The sequence below is a fragment of the Acidimicrobiales bacterium genome (genome assembly GCA_041394185.1).
Classification (GTDB): domain Bacteria; phylum Actinomycetota; class Acidimicrobiia; order Acidimicrobiales; family Poriferisodalaceae; genus JAAETH01.
The window spans coordinates 801,132-819,556 of sequence record JAWKIQ010000001.1 but is presented as its reverse complement, the minus strand read 5'-3'; the positions used below and the strand labels follow the sequence as shown (position 1 = coordinate 819,556).

The window sequence follows — 18,425 nt, the reverse complement described above, 5'->3', positions numbered from 1 at the left end:
CCGACGGCTAGGCAGCGGCCCTGACAGCGCGCGCCACCTCGCTCCACTTGGCCAGGTGGTTCGGGTCGGTCTGCATCTGCTGTTGGCCCAGGTACATGACGACGCGTGCAGCCGTTCCGCTGTAACGGGCGATCAGCTTGTCGGCCATGTCGTCCCACGACGCAACCAGGCCGTAGGTCTCGAGCATCTCGTCGGTTATCTGGGCCTTGACCCCGTCCAAGTCACCGGCCTTCATCTTCTCCCTGATGCGCCCGGTGGTTCCCTCAAAGCCCAGGTCGTCGAACTGGAAGGCGTAGTTGGGTGTGCTCCCATAGAAGCCGATCTGGGTCTTGGCCCGCTCGGTGTAGGCCGCCCGCTCTTCTGGCGTGTCGCCCGGACAGGCGAACACGGGGATGATCAGATCGATGTCGTCAGGATCGCGGCCCGCTCTGGCGGCGCCCTCGGCCACGCCGGGCAGCAGTCGGTTCTCGATGTAGGGCATCGAATGCAACGGGTGCACGTGTATGCCGTCGGCCACCTCGCCGGCCACACGGGTCATCACCGGGCCGACCGCCGAGATGTCCAGCTTCATCGGGTGCTGATGCGGCGGCGGCGACCACTCGGCCGGCAACAAGCTCATCTTGTAGAACTCGCCCTCGTGGTTCAGACGCTCCTCGCGGCCGAACGCACGCCAGCAGGCCTTCACCGCCAGCACATAGTCGCGCATGCGCGCTGCGGGCCTGTCGTACTCGGCCGAGTATCGGCGTTCGATGTGGGCCTTGACCTGGCTGCCCAGACCCAGCCGGAACCGCCCTCCGGTGTTGTCGGCCAGTTCATAGGCCACAGCGGCCGACACCATGGGGCTGCGGGGGAAGGCCACTGCTATCCCGGTGGTGAAGAACATGTCGGGCGCAGCGGTTGCCGCGGCGGCGATCTGCATCCATGGCACCTGGCTGGTCTCGGTGTACAGCAGGCCCGAGAACCCCGCGTTCTGCAGGCTCACGGCCAGATCGGCTGCGGCCTTCCAGGTGGTTCCACCTGTCATCAGGTCTATCTCCACGAGCTCCCCCTCGTTCGTCGCGTGGCGATTCGGTCGCAACCCGAAGCATGTCAGACCCGACGGGCTTGAACCCGATCGGCGGCGAGCGGCAGGCAACCTGCGATTTCCCGACCCGACGGGGTTCTGCAAATCTTTGTCCATGACGACGATCGACCGCGACGCCCTACACGCCAGGTATCGAGCCGAGCGCGACAAGCGGCTCCGGCCCGACGGCAACGACCAATACTTCGAGCCCGTCGGCAAGTACGCCCACTTCCTCGAAGACCCCTACGTTCCCCCGGCCGAGCGCGAACCACTGTTCGACGAGGTCACGGTTGCGTTCATCGGGGGAGGCTTCGCCGGCCTCACGGCGGGGGCGCGCCTGAAGCAGGCCGGCATCGACGACGTACGCATCATCGAAAAGGGCGGAGACTTCGGTGGCACCTGGTACTGGAATCGCTACCCCGGCGCCCAGTGCGACACCGCCGCCATGATCTATCTGCCGCTGCTGGAAGAGGTGGGCCACATGCCCACCGAGAAGTACACGCACGGGCCCGAGATGCTCGAACACTCGCTCAACATCGCTCGCCACTTTGGCCTGTACGACAACGCATGCCTGTCGACCGAGGTCACCAAACTCGAGTGGGACGACTCGGCGGCCAGGTGGATCATCCACACCAACCGAGGCGACCGGATGCGCGCCAGGTTCGTCGCCATGGGCACCGGCCCGCTACATCGGCCCAAGCTGCCGGGCATCGAGGGCATCGAGACCTTCGAGGGTCACGCCTTTCACACCAGCCGCTGGGACTATGCGTATACGGGCGGAAGCCCCGACGGAGAGCCGCTCGACGGCCTCGCCGACAAGCGGGTGGGCATCATCGGCACCGGAGCCACCGCCGTTCAGTGCATTCCCCACCTGGCCCGGTCGTGCGGTCAACTGTTCGTCTTCCAGCGCACACCGTCTTCCATCGACGTCCGAAACAACCGACCCATCGACCCCGAATGGTTCTCCTCGCTCGGGCCCGGATGGCAGGAAGAGTGGAAGCGCAACTTCACCATCCTGCAGACGGGTGGCTTCACCGACGAAGACCTCGTGCAAGACGGCTGGACCGACATCAGCCAGCGCATCAGAGACCGGGTGGTCCAGTTCGGCGAGTTCTCGCCCGCCGCCATGGAACGTGCCTACCACGAGACCGATGACGAGAAGATGGAGGAGATTCGCGCCAGGGTCGATGCCATAGTCAACGACCCGGCCACGGCGGAGGCGCTGAAGCCCTGGTATCGCCAGCTCTGCAAGCGCCCGTGCTTCCACGACCAGTACCTGCAGGCGTTCAACTCGCCGTCGGTGTCACTAGTCGACACCGACGGCAAGGGTGTGTCGCGAATCGATGCAACCGGCGTCTGGGTGGGCGACACCCACTACGAACTCGACTGCATCATCTTCGCCTCGGGTTTCGAGGTGGGCACCGATTACTCGAGGCGAGCCGGTTTCGAGACCTTCGGCCGCGATGGCGAAGCGCTGTCCCAGCGCTGGGCCGAAGGGATGCGAACACTGCACGGCGTCCACGTGCACGGTTTCCCGAACCTGTTCGTGGTGCAGCCCAATCAGGGCGCCAACCTGATCTCGAACATCCCGTCCAACCTCACCGACACCGCAGCCACCATCGCAACCGTGGTTCGACACGCCCTCGACGTCGGCGCACAGCGCGTCGAGGTCACCGCCGAGGCAGAGAACGCGTGGGTTGAGCGGCTCGAAGGCGGGGGGCGACGCTTCGCGGGCAACCTCGAATGCACCCCCGGGTACTACAACAACGAGGGTCAAGACACCGGGCGTCGCGGTCTGCTGAACACCGTCGGCTACCCCGAGGGCCCGGTCGCTTATTTCGACTACATCGAGGCCTGGCGCCAGTCGGGCGACTTCGACGGCCTCGACTTCCAGTAACACCGCCGCCCGCTTGCCCCCCTTCCGAAGTGTCTGTCCCTGGCGCCCCTATCGGGGCGCCGGGACAGGACGCCCCCGAGCACACGGCACCGCCCACCCGAGGTGGGCTGGCGCAGCGCCCCTATAGGGGCGCTGCAGACAGACACTTCGCAGAGGGGTGGGGCGGGTCGGTCAGCGGTAGTTGGCCAAGACAGCGTCTGCACCGTCGCCCAGCAACAGGACGTAGGCCCCGCCGCTGGTGATGTGATCGACGACGGGCAGGGGTTCGGCCTGGGTGGCGGTCTGCAGCATCCGCGCCAGCGAGTACATGTCGCCCATGCCTGCACCGCTGTCGACGCGGACCGCGCCGACGATGCCGCTGACAGCTCCGTTCAGCGTGAACGGGTTGCGAATAGAAGCCAGCTTGTTGCCCAGCGCCCTGAGGAACGCCTGTTGTCGCTGGTTGCGCCCGAGGTCGCCGGTGGGGTCGTACCGCTCTACCCCATCGATGATCTCGGTCCATTTGCGGGTGCGCACATAGGCCAAGGCCGTCGCCCCATCGAGGGTGACTTCACCGGCCTGGTCTATCCGCAACCCGATCGAGTCGTCGTAGCCGGGGTTGGGAATGTTCATCGTGACGCTGCCGACGGCGTCTACCACGTCATCGAGACCAGCGAGGTTGACATCGGCGTATCGGTGGATCGGAATTCCCAACTCGGTCGAGATCAGCTCGACGAGCGCAGCCGGACCGTCGTTGTAGGCGCCGTTGATGCGCGTTGCGTTGTTGTCGCCGGGCGGGTCGATCCACAGGTCCCTGGGCAGCGACAGCATCTGGACGCCAACACCGGGGATGTCGCGTACCAAGATTATGGCGTCGGCTCGCTCGCCATAAACCGGCTCGCCGATGAGCCCCCCGGCGTCGGGGCGATCTGGGTCGATGCCTGCACGCGAGTCGGAACCTACGATCAACCACGTGGGCCCGCTGTCGGGGGTCGGCGCCAGCACGTCAGCGAGATCGACCCGCTCGATCTGGCCAACGCGCCACGTCCCATACAGCAGGCCGAACAGCGCCATTACAACCAGTGCGCCCACGCCGATCACAGCGAACTTCAGCTTGCGGTTGGCGCCGCCGCGCGCCCTGCGAGGCCGGGTGGCCTTGCCATCGAGCTCGCGGCCCATCTCCTCGAGGCGCTGCATGGGGTTGGGTGCGCCGCTGGCGGGCTGGGTTGTGTGGGGCGAACCGGTCTGCACGGCGTCAGTGTCGCAGCTTGCAAGCCGGAATCGCTCGCGCCGCTGAGGTTTGGTCGAAGTTCACATCAGCGTTTGAGCACGAAGTCGAGGATCCATCGAGACACTCGAGAACTGTCGACAGGGGCGCCCAGGGACGCTATTGCCGCCTCGGCGCGATCGACGCCGAGTAGCTCGAAGCGGGTTCGGTAGATGGCTTCGGCCAGCTCGGGAAAGAACTCGGGGTGGCCCTGCACGGTGAGAATGTCGTCGGCCACCATCGCGGCGATGGGGCATGTGGGTGCCGACGCCAGCAGGGCCATGCTGTCGGGCAACTCGAGCACCTGATCCTTGTGGCTCGCGATCAGGCTGTAGGTGCCCTCTGCGGTGATCTCGCCGGGCGGCGGCAGGTGAAGGTCGTATTCGACCGTGCCCACACTCCACCCCTGCGACGCTGCCCGAACCGGAGCCCCCAGCTCGAGCCCCACCATCTGGTGCCCGAAGCAAACGCCCACCAGCGGTTCTTGCCGCTGGATCGTTTCTGCCACGAACCGACGCAGGGCGACTATCCACTCGACGTTGTCGTAGACGCTGTGGCGCGAACCGGGCACCAGCCAGGCGTCGCACTCTGATCGATCCTGCGGAAGCTCGCCTCGATGGGCGTTGTAGAAGCGCAGCGAAACGCCCGGGTGCTCCAACAGTCGTGTGAACAACACGTCGTAGTCGCCGCCCACTGCGGCGTGTTCGGGATTGAGGTTGTCGCACAGCAGCACGCCAAGACGCATCATCGGCGCGAACGATAGCGCCACGCACACAGGCTCTAACGCCTATCGCATTGCGTTATACCCCATAACGCAACGTGATAGTGTGCCGCGATGGACCTCAGCCTGGCATCGATAGCCGACGTCGCCGAGGCGCTCGTCGAGGCCGAGGGTCTCGATTCGGTCACCGGCTCACGCATCGCAGCAGAACTGGGCGCTTCGCAGCCCGCCATCTATCGCCATCTCGACACGGTCGATGACGTCTGGCGCGAGCTGGGCCTTCGCGGCCGAGCCAGCTTGCGTCGCCACCTCGCCGAAGCCGCCATCGGGCGCAGTGGCCAAGAGGCCGTGGTGGCCATGGCTCACGCCTGGCGCGACTGGGCTCTCGCTCACCCCGGCCTCTACCAGGCGACCGATCGCTACCCGTGCGCCGGCGACCCCGAGTTGGAGGCTGCGGTCGAGGCTGTGGTGTCGACGATCGCCATGTCCTTGCGGGGCTTTCATCTCGACGAGGTGTCGGTGGTCGACGCGGCGCGCACCATGCGCAGCTTCCTCCACGGATTCGTGCACCTCGAGCTCGGCGACGGACACCCCCACAAACACGACAACGACGCCTCGTTCGCGAGGGCCGTACAGCTGTTGGCCGGCGCACTACCGCGCCTGGCCCAACTTCCCCATTCACCCGATGAGGCTCTCACTGGAGACGGCCGATGACCATCAAGCTGCATTGGTTCCTACCGACGGGCGGCGACAGCCGCGACGTACTGCCCGGTGACGGGCCCGGCAATCGTCCCCCATCGCACGACTACCTGGCCCAGGTGGCGATGGCCGCCGAACAAGCCGGGTTCGATGCGATGCTGACCCCTTGCGGAACCGGTTGCGAAGATGCCTGGATAGCCACCGCTTCGTTGATCGCTCGCACCAGCCGCATCAGGTTCCTCGTGGCGTTCAGGCCCGGCCTGCTGTCGCCGACGCTGGCGGCCCAGATGGCGTCGTCTCACCAGCGGATGTCGGGCGGGCGAACCCTGGTGAACATCGTCACCGGGGCCGAACCCCGCGAGCTGCACCGATTTGGTGACTACGCCGATAAGCAGACCCGCTACGAACGCACCGCCGAGTTCATGTCGGTGATACGGGCCGCCTGGGGCGCCGAACCGATCGACCATCAAGGCAACCACTACAAGGTCGAGGGCGCCACGACCCGCCAAATCCCTGACCCGGTGCCCGAGATGTACTTCGGTGGAGCCTCCGACTCGGCAAAGCAGGTGGCCGCAGAGCAGGCCGACGTATTCCTGGTGTGGGGCGAGCCACCTGCCGCCGCCAAGGCCCAGATCGCCGACGTGGCCGACAGGGCCGCCAAGCTCGGTCGAACCCTGCGTTATGGCATTCGGTTCCATGTGATTGCACGACCCACGTCCGAGCAGGCGTGGGCATTCGCCGACGAACTTCTTGCTGGTATCAGCCCCGATGCCATCGCCGAGGCCCGCAAGGACTTCGAGACCACGATGTCGGAGGGCCAACGGCGAATGGCCGAGCTGCACGGCTCAGACCCGGGGCGCCGGGTGATACACCCCAACGTGTGGGCAGGCATCGGCCTGGTCCGCGGTGGAGCCGGCACCGCCCTGGTCGGCTCGTTCGAAGAGGTCGCAGACCGCATCGAGGAGTACCACCAGCACGGCTTCAGCGAGTTCATCTTCTCGGGTTACCCGCACCTCGAGGAAGCCCAGTGGTGCGGCGACGGCCTGATCCCCGAGCTGCAGAGGCGCGGTCTGCTCGACGGGCCCGACACCGCCCAGGAGACCAGGGTCTTCTCGTTCCGCTAGCCGACTGGCAGCCTGTCAGTCGCCGATTCGGTCGAACTGTGGTGGGCGCTTCTCGACGAAGGATCGAACGCCCTCGGCGAAGTCGGGCCGCTTGAAGCTGTCGGCCATCAGCTGCTGGGCGTTCAGCTCTGCTCGGCCCAGGCCCTGGTGCAACTCTTCGTAGACCTGGCGCTTCATCACCGCGACCGAGGCAGGCGAGCAGTTTGCAGCGATGCCTTCGATGTATGACCGGCAAAAGCCCAGGAGCTCGTCTGGTTCGACCATGTAGTTGAGCAGGCCGAGATCGAGCGCCTCCTGACCCTTCACGCGCCGCGAGGACATCAAAAGGTCGAGTGCCACCGATGGCCCAACCAACTTGGGCAACAACCAGCTGAGACCCCACTCGGCAATCAGACCCCGCTGAGCAAAGGCGGTGACGAACAGCGAGTTCGGCGTGCCTACGCGCAGGTCGCAGCTGAGAGCGAACGGGTAGGCCATGCCCGCGACGGCACCATTGACCGCTGCGATGATCGGCTTGGGCACCATCATCATCTTCGGGAACCGGCCGTCGAAGTCTCCAGGTTCGGTGTCTTCGGAGCGCACCGGGTCGGAGGCCTCTGCCCCGGCTTCGGCGGCATCGCGCGAGCTCAGGTTCTGCAGCGTGTTCATGTCGGCGCCGGCACAGAAACCCTTGCCGGCGCCGGTGACGACTATTCCGACCACCGACTTGTCGTTTGCCGCGCGCTGCAGAGCATCGGCGACCTCTCGCTCGATGGTGCCCGTCCAAGCGTTAAGAGCCTCGGGTCGGTTCAAGGTGATGGTCGCTACCGGGTCGTCGACCTCGTAAAGGATCTCGTCGTACATTGCCTCACGATGCGGCCAACCCGGGCCGCAGGTCAAATCGCGCCCTCTCCGATCGAACCCACGGCGAACCGAACCGCAGCCTCGGCGTGCAGCCGCGTCGTTGCGAAGTACGGAACTGCGACGTCGTGCGAACCGACCAGAAGCTCGATCTCGGTGCAGCCGGCGATGACTCCCTGGGCGCCCCGCCCGACCAGCCTGTCGATGATCGCCAGGTAGGCAGCCTTCGACTCGGCGGTGGTGATGCCGCGCACCAGCTCGTCATAGATCACCGCGTGCACCACCCCACGATCGGCCTCGTCGGGCACCATTACATCTAGGCCGTGAGCCTCGAGACGCCCGCGATAGAAGTCGTGCTCCATGGTGTAGCGCGTGCCCAACAGGCCGACCCGTTGAACACCCTGAGCGTTCACTGCCTGAGCGGTCGCGTCTGCCAGATGCAGGAACGGAACCTCCAGAGCGGCTTCGATGACGTCGGCCACGCGGTGCATGGTGTTGGTGCAAAGAAGCACGACATCGGCACCTGCCGCTTCCAACATCTTGGCGTCGGATGCCAAGAGGCGACCCGCGCCGTCCCAATCGTCGGCCTCCTGCATGGCCTCGATGACCGAGAAGTCATAGCTGCGGATGATGAGATCGGCCGACGCCGTGGCACCCCGGGCCCGGCGCACGCCCTCGTTGATGAGGCGCTCGTACTCGATCGAGCTCTCCCAACTCATTCCGCCGAGCAGTCCGATTGTCTTCACGTCTACTGAACCTGCACCTGGGCACCCGATTTCGTACCAGTACGCAACCCTGACGTTCTAGTGGATGTTGAGGTGATGTCTTCAGAGCCCACCATCACTGGGTTCCGAGCGCCGTCCTGATTTCGGCCGCCATTTCGTCCTCGGGCCGCAACGCACGTTTGGTCGATACCTCGACCTTGTGTAGAGACCCTTCGAACACGAATGGCGCCTCATAGTCGTCGCTGACGCCGGTGGGATTGCGCCCCAGATCCATTCCGATCGAGCTGATCATCACCGACAGCTCGGGCACCACACCCTCGCCGATCACACGATCGTCTGCATACAAACGCACCCTTGCCGGCCCTCGCGAAACCCGCTCGAGCTCGACGCCGAGCACCACGTCACCCACCGGCACTTCCTCGTCTGACCTGATGACCGCGTGGTGGGTGAAGTAGTTGTGGTCGTAGACCAGACGGTTGTCCTTGACGTACGCAACCAGGCCGTTGTTGACCGTTCCGGCAGCCATCAGCACACCACCCTGCGTGGTTTCAGACCTGGAGACGGTGGCGCGCATGTGCCACGACCTGGCTCCCAATGGTGGGGCCGTGTCCATCGGGTTGCGGTCGCTTGGGGTGTGGTAGGTGAACGAGTCTCGCGATCTCGGCGTGCCCGGTACGGGATGACCTCTGAACACCATCTGCGAGTGGCCGGAGTCGATCGGCAACACGCCGTTGGCCTCGGCTTCCTCCCAGAACATGTCGACCATCTCGGCCAGCTTCTGTGGCTCGGCCTCGGCGAGGTCGTTGCACTCGGAGAAATCCTCGTCGAGGTTGTACAGCTCCCAGACGTCGTCATCGAGACGATTGCCGGCACGGTGATACGTGACCGCCTTCCAGCCGTCGGCCCAGATGGCTCGGTGGCCGAACATCTCGAAGTACTGCCGCTGCTTGCGCGACCTGACGGTGTTGGCGTCGGCGGCCTCGGGGTCGAACGTGTAGCCAAACGAGGTGCCGTGCACCGGCATCTGCTGGACGCCCTTGACCGTGTCCGGAGGTTCGATGCCGAGGATCTCGAAGATGGTCGGGGCGATATCGATGACGTGATGGAACTGGTTGCGCACCTGGCCCCTGACATCGGCGGCAATACCGGCCGGCCATGAGACGATCAGCGGATCGCGCACTCCCCCGCCATGGGTGTTCTGCTTGTAGCGCTTGCCCGGTGTGTTGCCCACCTGCGCCCAACCCCACGGGTAGTTGCAGAAGCTGCGTCGGGTTCCGACGTCGTCGAGGCGGCCGATGACCTCGTCGAGGTTCTCGGGGATGTTGTTGAAATAGCGGAACTCGTCCATGACACCGGTGGCATTGCCCTCCTGGGATGCGCCGTTGTCGGACAGGGCAAACACGATGGTGTCGTCGGAGACGCCGAGTTCATCGAGGGCGTCGAGCAGACGTCCGAGCTGGGCATCGGTGTGGTCGAGGAACGCAGCGAACGCCTCCTGCAGCCTGCACGCGAAGGCCTTCTCATCATCGGACAGCGTCTCCCATGGTTCGACACCCGGGTTTCGTGGAGCCAACTCGGTGCCCTCGGGGATGACCCCCAGTTCGAGCTGGCGCTCGTACACCCGCTGGCGCCACACGTCCCAGCCCTCGTCGAACTTGCCCCGGTACTTGGCCAGGTAGTCGTCGGGCGCCTGGTGTGGTGCGTGGGTGGCGCCGAACGCGAGATACAAGAAGAACGGGCGCTCGGGCACCAGCGACTTCTGGTTACGGATCATGCCGATGGCCTGGTCGACCAGGTCTTCGGACAGGTGGTAGCCCTCGTCGGGCGTGGCCGGCGGGTCGATGAAGTGGTTGTCGGCCACCAGCTCGGGGTGGAACTGGTCGGTCTCGCCGTTCAGGAAGCCGTAGAAGCGGTTGAACCCCCGTTGCAGGGGCCAATCTGTGAAGGGCCCTGCCGCCGAGGCCTCCCGCATTGGGGCCAGGTGCCACTTTCCCACCGCCATCGTGTGATAGCCGATTGGCCCCAGAACCTCGGCCAGGGTTGCCGCGCTGGGCGGGATCCGGCCGCGCATGTTGGGGAAGCCGGTGTCGAAGTTGGAGATCGCGCGCATGCCGACGGCGTGGTGGTTGCGACCGGTGAGCAGGCATGCCCGAGTGGGCGAACACAGTGCCGTGGTGTGGAAATTCGTATAGCGCAGCCCGCTGTCGGCCAGACGATCGAAGTTGGGCGTGTCGATGAACGACCCGAAACAACCGAGGTGGCTGAACCCGGTGTCGTCTAGCAACACCACGACGATGTTGGGGCTCGAAGCGCCTGGCAGCACGGGCTCGGGCCACCACGGCTCCGAGTCGTACACCTCGCGTGCGATGACGCCCCCGAATTCCCCTGCGCCGTCTGTGTTGGTCACGGCCAGCCCCCTTCGATGTTGCCGAACTGACCGCAACTTAGCCACTCGGCCAGTCGAGTGGCGAAATCGGGCCGAACAGTGGCAGGCTCGCGCCATGACGACCGAGATACGCGCCGCGGTTCTTCGCCAGTACAACCAGCCGATGGCAGTCGAAACGCTGACACTCGACGAGCCCGTTGCCGACGAGGTGCGCGTACGCATCGTCGGGTCCGGGCTTTGTCACAGCGACCTGCATGTCATGGAGGGCCTGCTGCCATTCCCACCACCGGCGGTGCTTGGGCATGAGGCCGCCGGAGTGGTCGAGGCGGTCGGTCAGGCCGTCACCGGTCTGGCTGTGGGCGACCACGTGATCGGCTGCCTCAGCCAGTACTGCGGTTCGTGTCGTTGGTGTGCCAGGGGCAATACGTGGCTGTGCGAGCGCCGGCTGGCGCCAGGGCTGCGATCCGACGATCACCCGAGGCTCGTCGACACCAATGGCCAGGCTGTGCTTCCGATGGTGGGCATGGGTGCCTTCGCCGAGCAGATGGTGGTGCACAGGTCTGGGGTAGTGAAGATCGATCCCGACATGCCGCTCGACCGCGCCGCGCTGATCGGGTGTGCGGTCGTAACCGGTGTGGGCTCGGCCATCAATGCGGCACGAGTGCGGCCCGGCGAGACGTGTGTTGTCATCGGTTGTGGAGGAATTGGGCTGAACGTCATCCAGGGTGCAGCGTTGGCGGGTGCCAGGCGCATCATCGCCGTCGATCTCCAGTCGTCCAAGCTCGAACTCGCCCGCCAGTTCGGGGCCACCGACACCGTCAACCCATCCGACGGCGACCCGGTCGAGGCGGTCATGGCTCTGACCGGTGGCAGTGGCGTCGAGCATGCTTTCGAAGCCATCGGCTTGAAGACCACAGCCGAGCAGGCCCTGGCAATGGCGGGAATCGGCGGCAGCGCCTACATAATCGGCCTGGTGCCGGCGGGCACCGAGCTGCAGGTGCCTGGCACCGCACTCACACAGTTGGGCAAGTCACTGCATGGAGTTCGGATGGGTGCCAGCAACATCGACGCCGACTTTCCTCGCTTCGTCGACCTGTACAAGCAGGGCAAGCTGCTGCTCGATGAGCTGATCGCCGAGACGATCACCCTCGAGCAGGTCAACGAGGGCTACGACCGCATGCGCGCCGGCGAACAGGCACGTTCTGTGATCGTGTTCGACTCGTGACGCGTACCATGCGCGCATGGCCTTCGACGACGACCTGCTGAGCAGCATCCGCGACCGTTTCCACCACGTCGACCGATGCCCGGTCCAGGGGCCGCGGGCGTTCTTCGAGAACGCCGGCGGATCGCTGACCCTCAAGGCGGCGGTAGAACGCACCGCCGAGCTGATGGCAATGCCCGACAACCTCGGTCGGGCCAACCCGGCCTCGGCCGCACTGGGGGCAATCGTCGAAACTGCCCGGGCCGATATGTTCACCTTCTTCGGCGCCACCTCGGGCCGAGTGTTCATAGGCGAAACCGGTACCGCCTTGCTGAACCGCCTCATCCGCAGCGCGATCTTGGCGTCGCCAGGTTCCGAAGTGGTCGGCAGCGCCCTCGAGCACCCCGCGACCTTCAGCGCTAGTCGCCGCAGGTCCGAGGTCGCCTCCAAGACCTACCACCAGGTGGGCTTCGACACCACGTCTTCGGTCGTCGTGGCAGATCATTACGCGCCTGTTCTGTCCGAACGCACCGGCGTAGCCACGATCATCCATGCGTCTCCGGTCACCGGGATGCACGTCGACATCGCAGCCATCGCCTCGCAGATCCGTGAACGGTCGCCCGAGTGCTTCATCATCGTCGACGGCATCCAGCACGCAGCCCATGGCCGCATCGACATCGACACATACGGAATCGACGGCTACGTGATCAGTGGTTACAAGGCGTTCAGCCGGCACAACTTCGGCGTCGCCTGGGTTTCGGAGCGGTTGGCGCACGTTCCCCACGACAACCTCATCGACTCTCCAGCAGACGTGTGGGAGATGGGAACCCGCGATGTTTCGGCCTATGCGGCGTTCTCCGAAGTGGTCCGTTACCTCGAATGGCTCGGGACCCAAACCGGCGAATCCGCCGATGCGTCTTCGAGGGCCAAGTTGGAGGCCGCAGCCAGGGCCATCGCATCACAGGAGCATCACCTGGTCGACGCCATGTTGTGGGGAACAGGCAGCCATGACGGGCTGGCCCAGATGCCAGGAGTGTCGGTGATCGGGCCCGCATCCAGCGAGCACCGCTCGGGCATGGTGTCGTTCGAGGTCGATGCGATGTCGGCGTTCGATGTGGTCGAGGCGCTCAACGCGGCGGGCGTACGCACCCACGCCCGCAAACGCGACTATTACTCGTCGTCTGTGTTGGTGCCGTTGGGCATCGATTCTTGCATTCGTGCGTCGGCCGCGCACTACAACTCGATCGCAGAGGTCGACAAGCTTCTGGCCGTGGTCGCCGATCTCGCCGGTTAGTCAGGAGCGATACGCCGCTTCGCCTTGCATCTGCGCCACGGCGGGCGGCACGGCGACGTCTGCCCTCAAGTCGCCGGCGGGCACAACCTGTCCCCAGCTGGTGTTCAGCGGCACCACACCAGCCCAGTGCGGACCATCCAGGTCGGCTTCCTCATCGATCGGGTCGCCGCCGCGCACCTTGGCCGACGCCTCGGTCAGCGAGATGGCCAAGACCATCGTCTTGCGAAGGTCGCTGTCGGATGGTTGACGAGCCGTGTCCCAAATCGGCACGGCATGATCGTTGATGGCACGCAGCGCCGCCACCTTGTCCTGTGGGTCGGTCACCGGGGTTGCCGTGCCGCGCACCACTACCGATCGATAGTTCATCGAGTTGTGGAACGGAGTACGAGCCACGACCAAGCCGTCGACGATGGTCACGGTCACGCAGACCTCGACCCCGCTTCCGGCCCGCATCATTGCGTTGGCCACCGCCCCATGGATGAACAGACGATCGTCGATCAGCCCGTATGCCATGGGCAACACCACAGGTCCGTCGTCGGTGTTGACACCGACATGGGCGATCAACCCCGCACGCAGGATCTGCCTTATCTCCGCAGGTTCATAAACCGCTCGGTTCGCGCCCCGTCGCAGTCTCGTTCGTTCGCTAGCCGGCTCTGCCATGACGACGAAGCTAACGGGCCCAAATCGGTCCGATCAGCCCCGAGCGGCCTACCATCGCGGCGTGACTTCAACACAACTGGCCGGATTCACGGTGGCCTGCACCGATGTCGATCTGGCAGCCGAGACCTTCGCAACGATTACTGGCGGCGACCTGACCCGCCGAGGCGAAACAGCCGAGGTCGCGTTCGACGACGTGACGATCGAGATAGTCACAACCCAAGCCGCCGGCGTTTCGCGGCCCGGTGTGTGCCGCGTGGCCTTGGCAGGCTCACCGTCGGGGTCCCAACCGTACACCCAGCTGAACTCGGTCGCCGTGCATCGAACCGACGACGACCGCCCACACCGTCCCGCTGGTGACGTCGAGTTCGACCACGTCGCACTTGCGGTCGGCGACCTCGCGGCCGCGACCGACGCATGGGCCGACCTCACCGGCTGCGAGGTGCACCAGATGGGCACACACCCGATCTCGGGTGGAGCGTTCGAGGCCGCTCGAGTGCTGCTGGGCAACCGGATGATCGAGCTGCTGTCGCCCGTGCCGGGAGTCGCCAGCGCCATGGCGGAACGCATCGCGAAGTTCGGCGACAACGTCATCGCGGTCGCTATGCCCGCGAAGGACCTCGATGCCAAACTCGCCCAACTCGAACAGGCCGGTATAGCCGTGCTGGACCAGCCGCCCCACAAGATGGTTCACCCCCGTGCAACCGGAGGTGTCCTGCTGCAACTCACACCAAGGGTCCAACACTGATGCTCGAAGACATCGTCATCCGCGACGCCACCACCGACGACTGGGCCCGCATCAACGACATCTACAACTGGACAATCGTCGACAACCACGTATCGTTCGACCTGGACCCGTTCACGCTCGAAACACGGCGGCAGTGGTGGGACGCCAGATCACCCGAACTCGACTGCCTGGTCGCCGAGGTCGACGGGCACGTGATCGGGGTCACCTACTCGAGCTGGTATCGGCCCAAGCTCGCCTACCGCTCGACGGTGGAAACCACCATCGTTCTCGACACCGACCACCTCGCACGAGGACTGGGCTCGAGGCTCCTGGGGGCATTGCTCGAGCGGCTTCGCCAGCGCGGGCTTCACATGGCCGTGGCAATCGTCGCCCTTCCCAACGAGGGCTCGATCGCCCTGCACCACAAGTTGGGATACACGACCGTCGGCGTCGTCCACGAAGCCGGGTTCAAGCTCGGCCGCTACTGGGACATCGAGATCCTCGAACTGCGCCTCTGACGCGCCGATGCCCGCCACCACGAGCGGGTGCCGGGCATCGGACATCGGCGGCTCTACTGCCAGAGGTCAGCCGGCTTCGACCTCTCTACTGACGGAGGTCAGCCAGCTTCGACCTCTCCACCAATCGAGGTCAGCCAGCTTCGACCTCTCTACTGACCGAGGTCAGCCAGCTTCGACCTCTCCACCAATAGAGGTCAGCCAGCTTCGACCTCTATGGGCCCGGCCTGGCCGGCGTTGATCGCGATCTTGCGAGGCTGGGCCTTCTCGGCCACCGGAATCCGAAGGGTCAACACACCGTCGTGGTAGTTGGCCTCGATGTTCTCGGGGTCGAGCCCATCACCGAGGTGAACCTGGCGGGTGAAGGTGCCCTGACGACGCTCGGCGACATAGATCTTGTCGTCTTCGCGGGGCGCCCAGCCGCGCTCGGCCGTAACGGTCAAGACATTGCGCTCGAGGTTGATGTCGATGCTCTCGGCCGAAACACCAGGCAGGTCGAGGTGCACCCAAACATCGCCCTCGCGACGGTACGCGTCCATGGCCATCGGCGAGTTCACCTGACGGCCTCGCGCCATACGGTCGAACATGGAGTCGATGTCGCGGAATGGATCGTTCTGGAACAACATCATCGTGATGGTCTCCTTGTCATCGATTGAGTCATATAGGGACTCTGGTTAGTTGAGTCCTACACACTCACATTTTATGCACGATGACTCAGAAGACAACCCGGTCAGTCAAAAACCTTCACGATGGCCTCGTGCTCGATCTCGACGACGACCCGGTCGCCCACCGACATGACGAAATCGACCACGGCCCTTTCTCCGACCCGGCTGTCGAAGCGCTCGAAGACGGTTCCCTGGACCACCAACTGCTCACCCTCATGGGCGATCGAGCGGTGGTGAATGCGGCTGCGGGTGTGTATCCACGCACCTTCGACCACCTGGGTGTGCATGACCGTGTTGGCGATAGAGGGCCACGCAGCAGGGTGAACCACACCGTCACGGTCGTAGATGTCGAGTGGGTCGCCCAACCTCACCGCCAGATCGATCCACTCGCGATCGAGCTTCACCTCCAGAGGCTCCAGACGCTCGCCCGTGCGACGCCGCAGCGGGCCCGACGGATCGTGGGTGGCATCGGCCCACACGTCGGATGTGGCCCGAACCTGCCCGCCGACCACAGCGTCGACCCGCCAGGCGTTGCCGGCTCCGACGGGAACACAATCCAGATCGTCTCCGTCGAACACCGGCGACCGGAAGCGCACCTGTGCCCCGCCCGACGACAACCACGAACCTCCCCACCCCACCACGGGTACGTGTGCCATGTAGGCGTAGACAGACACGCCGGCGACCAGGGCGTTGGGGAACCCGGCGGCCTGGGCTCCCTCGTCGGTGTGGATGGGGTTTCGGGCGTGCTCGGGCAGGTTCACTGCCCTGAAGCTCACAGCCTCGAGACGCCCGCCAACGGTGTCTAGGTCTTCCACAATCTCACCCATCCATGGTCTATCTGGATCTCGGCTTCGTCATAACCGGACTCGCCCGGCATCAGCACCCGATACTCACCATCAGGATCGGCTATGCGGACCTTCTGAGTCGCCGGCCTCGACGCAGCAACCGACAGGGCCTCGGCTGCGGTCTCGAACCGGGCCAGGCACGACAACATCCGAACCGTCACCGGCATGATCGGCATCTGTTCTGCCCGCCACCTGGCGATGGCCTCGGCCGGCTCGATCCACGCCAAGTCGACGGTCTCGCCCTGGTCGTGGGTTGCGACCTGACCTTCCGGAGCAGCAGCCAGGAAGAATCGCGTGTCGAAGCGTCTGGGCGGTCCCACGGGCGTCGTGAACCGCGCTATCTCGTGCAGCGAAGTCAGGTCCAAGGTGACACCCTCGGCCTCCAGCGTCTCGACGAAACGGCCTGGATCGTCTGCCGCCACCGCTCGCAGGCGCTCGACGACATCGTGGGTGGTTCCGGTATCGCCCAGCAGCAGGCCGGCCTCTTCCAGTGTCTCGCGGCACGCCGCAAACCACCACGCAAGGCCGTCGGCCGGCACGTCCAGCAGCGCCGACGCCTGGGCGTCGGAAAGCCCTCGCCCGACACGGTCGCCGTGGTGGGCATCGTCAGAGTCGACCCGACCGCCCGGAAACACCCACGCCTGGGGTCCGAAGGCCAAACGCGAGCCGCGCTGCAACATCAACACCTGGAGCTTCGGGGCGTCGCGTACAACCAGCACGGTGGCCGCATCGCGTATGGGAACAGACTGCGGATCGTCGGTAGGTGCGCGCTGATAGCCGGTCGAGGTCATCAGGGCTCGACGATCACCTTGCCGACAGCGGTGCGGTCGAGCAGCGAACGAAACGCGTCGGCCGCGTGGTCCAGCGGGTAGCGCTGGGCCACATAGGGCGACAGCTTTCCTTCGGACATGAACCCCAGCAGGTCGTCGGTCATCGAGGCCGACAGTTGGGGGTCACGGGCCGACAACGCGCCCAGGAACACACCGACGATCTGACAACTCTTCAAAAGCGCCAGGTTGAGCGGTATCGATGGGATGCCGGCCGTGAACCCGATCACCAGGAATCGCCCCTCCCACGCGATGGCGCGCAGGGCCTGCTCGGCATAGTCGCCGCCGACGCAGTCGTAGACGACGTCGACGCCCTTACCGCCTGTGAGTTCCTTGGCCCGGTCCTTGAGACTCTCGCGGCTGTAGTTGATGGTGTGGTCTGCACCGCGCTCGCGGCATGTCGCAAGCTTCTCGTCGGTCGAGGCTGCAGCGATGACCGTGGCACCCATCAGCTTGCCCAGTTCGACGGCCGACAGTCCGACGTGGCCACCGGCACCTGTGACCAGCAGGGTCTCGCCTGGTTTCAGGTCGCCCCGATACTTGAGCCCGTAATAGCTGGTTCCGTAGGCGTACATGAGGCCGGTCGACTCGCCATAGCCGACCCCGTCGGGTATGGGCCGCGCCGCCCGGGCCGACACCACGACCTTTTCGGCCAGCGCTCCGACCACGCCGGTGCTTGCCACGACCCGGTCGCCGACGTTCACATCGGACACGTCGGGTCCTACCGCCGAGACGTCACCCGCCACCTCGCCACACACAACAAACGGCGGCTCGGCCTTGAACTGGTACTTGTCCTCGAGGATCAGGCAATCGGGAAACGTAACGGGCACAGCCTTGACGTCGACCAAGATCTCGCCCGGCCCGGCCTCGGGCTCGGCACGGTCCTCGATCGACAGCCCGTCGGGTGGGCCGAACTCGTTCAGGACGACTGCTTTCATCTGGGCCTCCAGGCGTGTTGTGCGGCGATGACCGGCGGGGGTTCGACAGCATCGA

At 65.3% G+C, this 18,425-nt stretch carries 18 protein-coding genes; 7 read left to right on the top strand and 11 right to left on the bottom strand.

Translation table 11 applies throughout. From position 1 onward, the window contains the following. Positions 1–7: 7 nt before the first annotated feature. Entirely contained in the window at positions 8–1,024 is a 1,017-nt protein-coding gene (locus tag R2770_03930; GenBank protein ID MEZ5279599.1) for a TIGR03617 family F420-dependent LLM class oxidoreductase, read from the bottom strand. A gap of 154 nt (positions 1,025–1,178) precedes the next feature. Here R2770_03930 and R2770_03925 point away from each other — a divergent pair, with 154 nt between their 5' ends. Then, positions 1,179–2,960 carry an NAD(P)/FAD-dependent oxidoreductase gene (locus tag R2770_03925; protein ID MEZ5279598.1) on the top strand — a complete coding sequence of 594 codons (1,782 nt, stop codon included), beginning with the start codon at positions 1,179–1,181 and terminating at the stop codon, positions 2,958–2,960. Between the two features lie 171 nt (positions 2,961–3,131). Here R2770_03925 and R2770_03920 read toward each other — a convergent pair whose 3' ends face one another. Both R2770_03920 and R2770_03915 read right to left on the bottom strand, forming a co-directional pair. Then, positions 3,132–4,190, bottom strand: a complete 1,059-nt coding sequence (locus R2770_03920; protein ID MEZ5279597.1) for an LCP family protein — start codon at positions 4,188–4,190, stop codon at positions 3,132–3,134. Between the two features lie 65 nt (positions 4,191–4,255). Then, positions 4,256–4,954, bottom strand: a complete 699-nt coding sequence (locus R2770_03915; GenBank protein MEZ5279596.1) for a hypothetical protein — start codon at positions 4,952–4,954, stop codon at positions 4,256–4,258. An 87-nt stretch (positions 4,955–5,041) separates the two neighbouring features. Here R2770_03915 and R2770_03910 point away from each other — a divergent pair, with 87 nt between their 5' ends. Together R2770_03910 and R2770_03905 are read left to right on the top strand one after the other, a co-directional pair. Then, positions 5,042–5,641 carry a WHG domain-containing protein gene (locus R2770_03910; GenBank protein ID MEZ5279595.1) on the top strand — a complete coding sequence of 200 codons (600 nt, stop codon included), beginning with the start codon at positions 5,042–5,044 and terminating at the stop codon, positions 5,639–5,641. Beyond that, complete coding sequence (locus R2770_03905; protein ID MEZ5279594.1) at positions 5,638–6,750, top strand: LLM class flavin-dependent oxidoreductase; 1,113 nt, start codon at positions 5,638–5,640, stop codon at positions 6,748–6,750. Before R2770_03910 ends, R2770_03905 begins: the two co-directional genes overlap by 4 nt. 15 nt (positions 6,751–6,765) lie before the next feature. Here R2770_03905 and R2770_03900 read toward each other — a convergent pair whose 3' ends face one another. The 3 genes from R2770_03900 to R2770_03890 all read right to left on the bottom strand — a co-directional run bounded on the left by R2770_03900 (position 6,766) and on the right by R2770_03890 (position 10,722). After that, on the bottom strand, positions 6,766–7,593 hold the full coding sequence (locus R2770_03900) for an enoyl-CoA hydratase-related protein (GenBank protein MEZ5279593.1): 828 nt from the start codon (positions 7,591–7,593) through the stop codon (positions 6,766–6,768). Between the two features lie 32 nt (positions 7,594–7,625). After that, complete coding sequence (locus R2770_03895; protein ID MEZ5279592.1) at positions 7,626–8,336, bottom strand: aspartate/glutamate racemase family protein; 711 nt, start codon at positions 8,334–8,336, stop codon at positions 7,626–7,628. Positions 8,337–8,430: 94 nt separating this feature from the next. Continuing rightward, the gene (locus R2770_03890) at positions 8,431–10,722 is read right to left on the bottom strand and encodes an arylsulfatase (GenBank protein ID MEZ5279591.1); all 2,292 of its coding nucleotides are present in this window, start codon (positions 10,720–10,722) and stop codon (positions 8,431–8,433) included. 94 nt (positions 10,723–10,816) lie between these two features. Between R2770_03890 and R2770_03885 the strand changes: the two genes are divergently transcribed. Together R2770_03885 and R2770_03880 are read left to right on the top strand one after the other, a co-directional pair. Then, positions 10,817–11,926 (top strand): Zn-dependent alcohol dehydrogenase, encoded by a 1,110-nt coding sequence (locus R2770_03885; protein ID MEZ5279590.1) that lies wholly within the window; start codon positions 10,817–10,819, stop codon positions 11,924–11,926. A 16-nt stretch (positions 11,927–11,942) separates the two neighbouring features. Further along, positions 11,943–13,196, top strand: coding sequence for an aminotransferase class V-fold PLP-dependent enzyme (locus R2770_03880; GenBank protein ID MEZ5279589.1), 1,254 nt, complete (start codon positions 11,943–11,945; stop codon positions 13,194–13,196). Here R2770_03880 and R2770_03875 read toward each other — a convergent pair whose 3' ends face one another. Continuing rightward, positions 13,197–13,856, bottom strand: coding sequence for a pyridoxamine 5'-phosphate oxidase family protein (locus R2770_03875; protein MEZ5279588.1), 660 nt, complete (start codon positions 13,854–13,856; stop codon positions 13,197–13,199). A gap of 61 nt (positions 13,857–13,917) precedes the next feature. Here R2770_03875 and R2770_03870 point away from each other — a divergent pair, with 61 nt between their 5' ends. Next, complete coding sequence (locus tag R2770_03870) at positions 13,918–14,601, top strand: VOC family protein (GenBank protein MEZ5279587.1); 684 nt, start codon at positions 13,918–13,920, stop codon at positions 14,599–14,601. Further along, entirely contained in the window at positions 14,601–15,098 is a 498-nt protein-coding gene (locus R2770_03865; protein ID MEZ5279586.1) for an N-acetyltransferase family protein, read from the top strand. Before R2770_03870 ends, R2770_03865 begins: the two co-directional genes overlap by 1 nt. Before the next feature lie 194 nt (positions 15,099–15,292). Here R2770_03865 and R2770_03860 read toward each other — a convergent pair whose 3' ends face one another. The 4 genes from R2770_03860 to R2770_03845 form a co-directional block, all read right to left on the bottom strand. After that, positions 15,293–15,724 (bottom strand): Hsp20/alpha crystallin family protein, encoded by a 432-nt coding sequence (locus tag R2770_03860; GenBank protein MEZ5279585.1) that lies wholly within the window; start codon positions 15,722–15,724, stop codon positions 15,293–15,295. A 101-nt stretch (positions 15,725–15,825) separates the two neighbouring features. Further along, positions 15,826–16,587: a MaoC/PaaZ C-terminal domain-containing protein gene (locus R2770_03855; GenBank protein MEZ5279584.1), complete on the bottom strand. Its 762-nt coding sequence runs from the start codon at positions 16,585–16,587 to the stop codon at positions 15,826–15,828. Next, positions 16,563–17,396, bottom strand: a complete 834-nt coding sequence (locus tag R2770_03850; protein MEZ5279583.1) for an NUDIX hydrolase — start codon at positions 17,394–17,396, stop codon at positions 16,563–16,565. Before R2770_03850 ends, R2770_03855 begins: the two co-directional genes overlap by 25 nt. Then, positions 17,396–18,370: an NADPH:quinone oxidoreductase family protein gene (locus R2770_03845; GenBank protein ID MEZ5279582.1), complete on the bottom strand. Its 975-nt coding sequence runs from the start codon at positions 18,368–18,370 to the stop codon at positions 17,396–17,398. Before R2770_03845 ends, R2770_03850 begins: the two co-directional genes overlap by 1 nt. Positions 18,371–18,425: the final 55 nt, after the last annotated feature.

Excerpts from the sequence above, each read along its gene's own strand:
- R2770_03880 (MEZ5279589.1), top strand. The coding sequence starts at position 11,943 with ATGGCCTTCGACGACGACCTGCTGAGCAGCATCCGCGACCGTTTCCAC.
- R2770_03845 (MEZ5279582.1), bottom strand. The coding sequence starts at position 18,370 with ATGAAAGCAGTCGTCCTGAACGAGTTCGGCCCACCCGACGGGCTGTCG.
- R2770_03915 (MEZ5279596.1), bottom strand. The coding sequence starts at position 4,954 with ATGATGCGTCTTGGCGTGCTGCTGTGCGACAACCTCAATCCCGAACAC.
- R2770_03900 (MEZ5279593.1), bottom strand. The coding sequence starts at position 7,593 with ATGTACGACGAGATCCTTTACGAGGTCGACGACCCGGTAGCGACCATC.
- R2770_03910 (MEZ5279595.1), top strand. The coding sequence starts at position 5,042 with ATGGACCTCAGCCTGGCATCGATAGCCGACGTCGCCGAGGCGCTCGTC.
- R2770_03925 (MEZ5279598.1), top strand. The coding sequence starts at position 1,179 with ATGACGACGATCGACCGCGACGCCCTACACGCCAGGTATCGAGCCGAG.
- R2770_03855 (MEZ5279584.1), bottom strand. The coding sequence starts at position 16,587 with ATGGGTGAGATTGTGGAAGACCTAGACACCGTTGGCGGGCGTCTCGAG.
- R2770_03930 (MEZ5279599.1), bottom strand. The coding sequence starts at position 1,024 with ATGACAGGTGGAACCACCTGGAAGGCCGCAGCCGATCTGGCCGTGAGC.
- R2770_03885 (MEZ5279590.1), top strand. The coding sequence starts at position 10,817 with ATGACGACCGAGATACGCGCCGCGGTTCTTCGCCAGTACAACCAGCCG.
- R2770_03860 (MEZ5279585.1), bottom strand. The coding sequence starts at position 15,724 with ATGATGTTGTTCCAGAACGATCCATTCCGCGACATCGACTCCATGTTC.
- R2770_03865 (MEZ5279586.1), top strand. The coding sequence starts at position 14,601 with ATGCTCGAAGACATCGTCATCCGCGACGCCACCACCGACGACTGGGCC.
- R2770_03875 (MEZ5279588.1), bottom strand. The coding sequence starts at position 13,856 with ATGGCAGAGCCGGCTAGCGAACGAACGAGACTGCGACGGGGCGCGAAC.
- R2770_03905 (MEZ5279594.1), top strand. The coding sequence starts at position 5,638 with ATGACCATCAAGCTGCATTGGTTCCTACCGACGGGCGGCGACAGCCGC.
- R2770_03850 (MEZ5279583.1), bottom strand. The coding sequence starts at position 17,396 with ATGACCTCGACCGGCTATCAGCGCGCACCTACCGACGATCCGCAGTCT.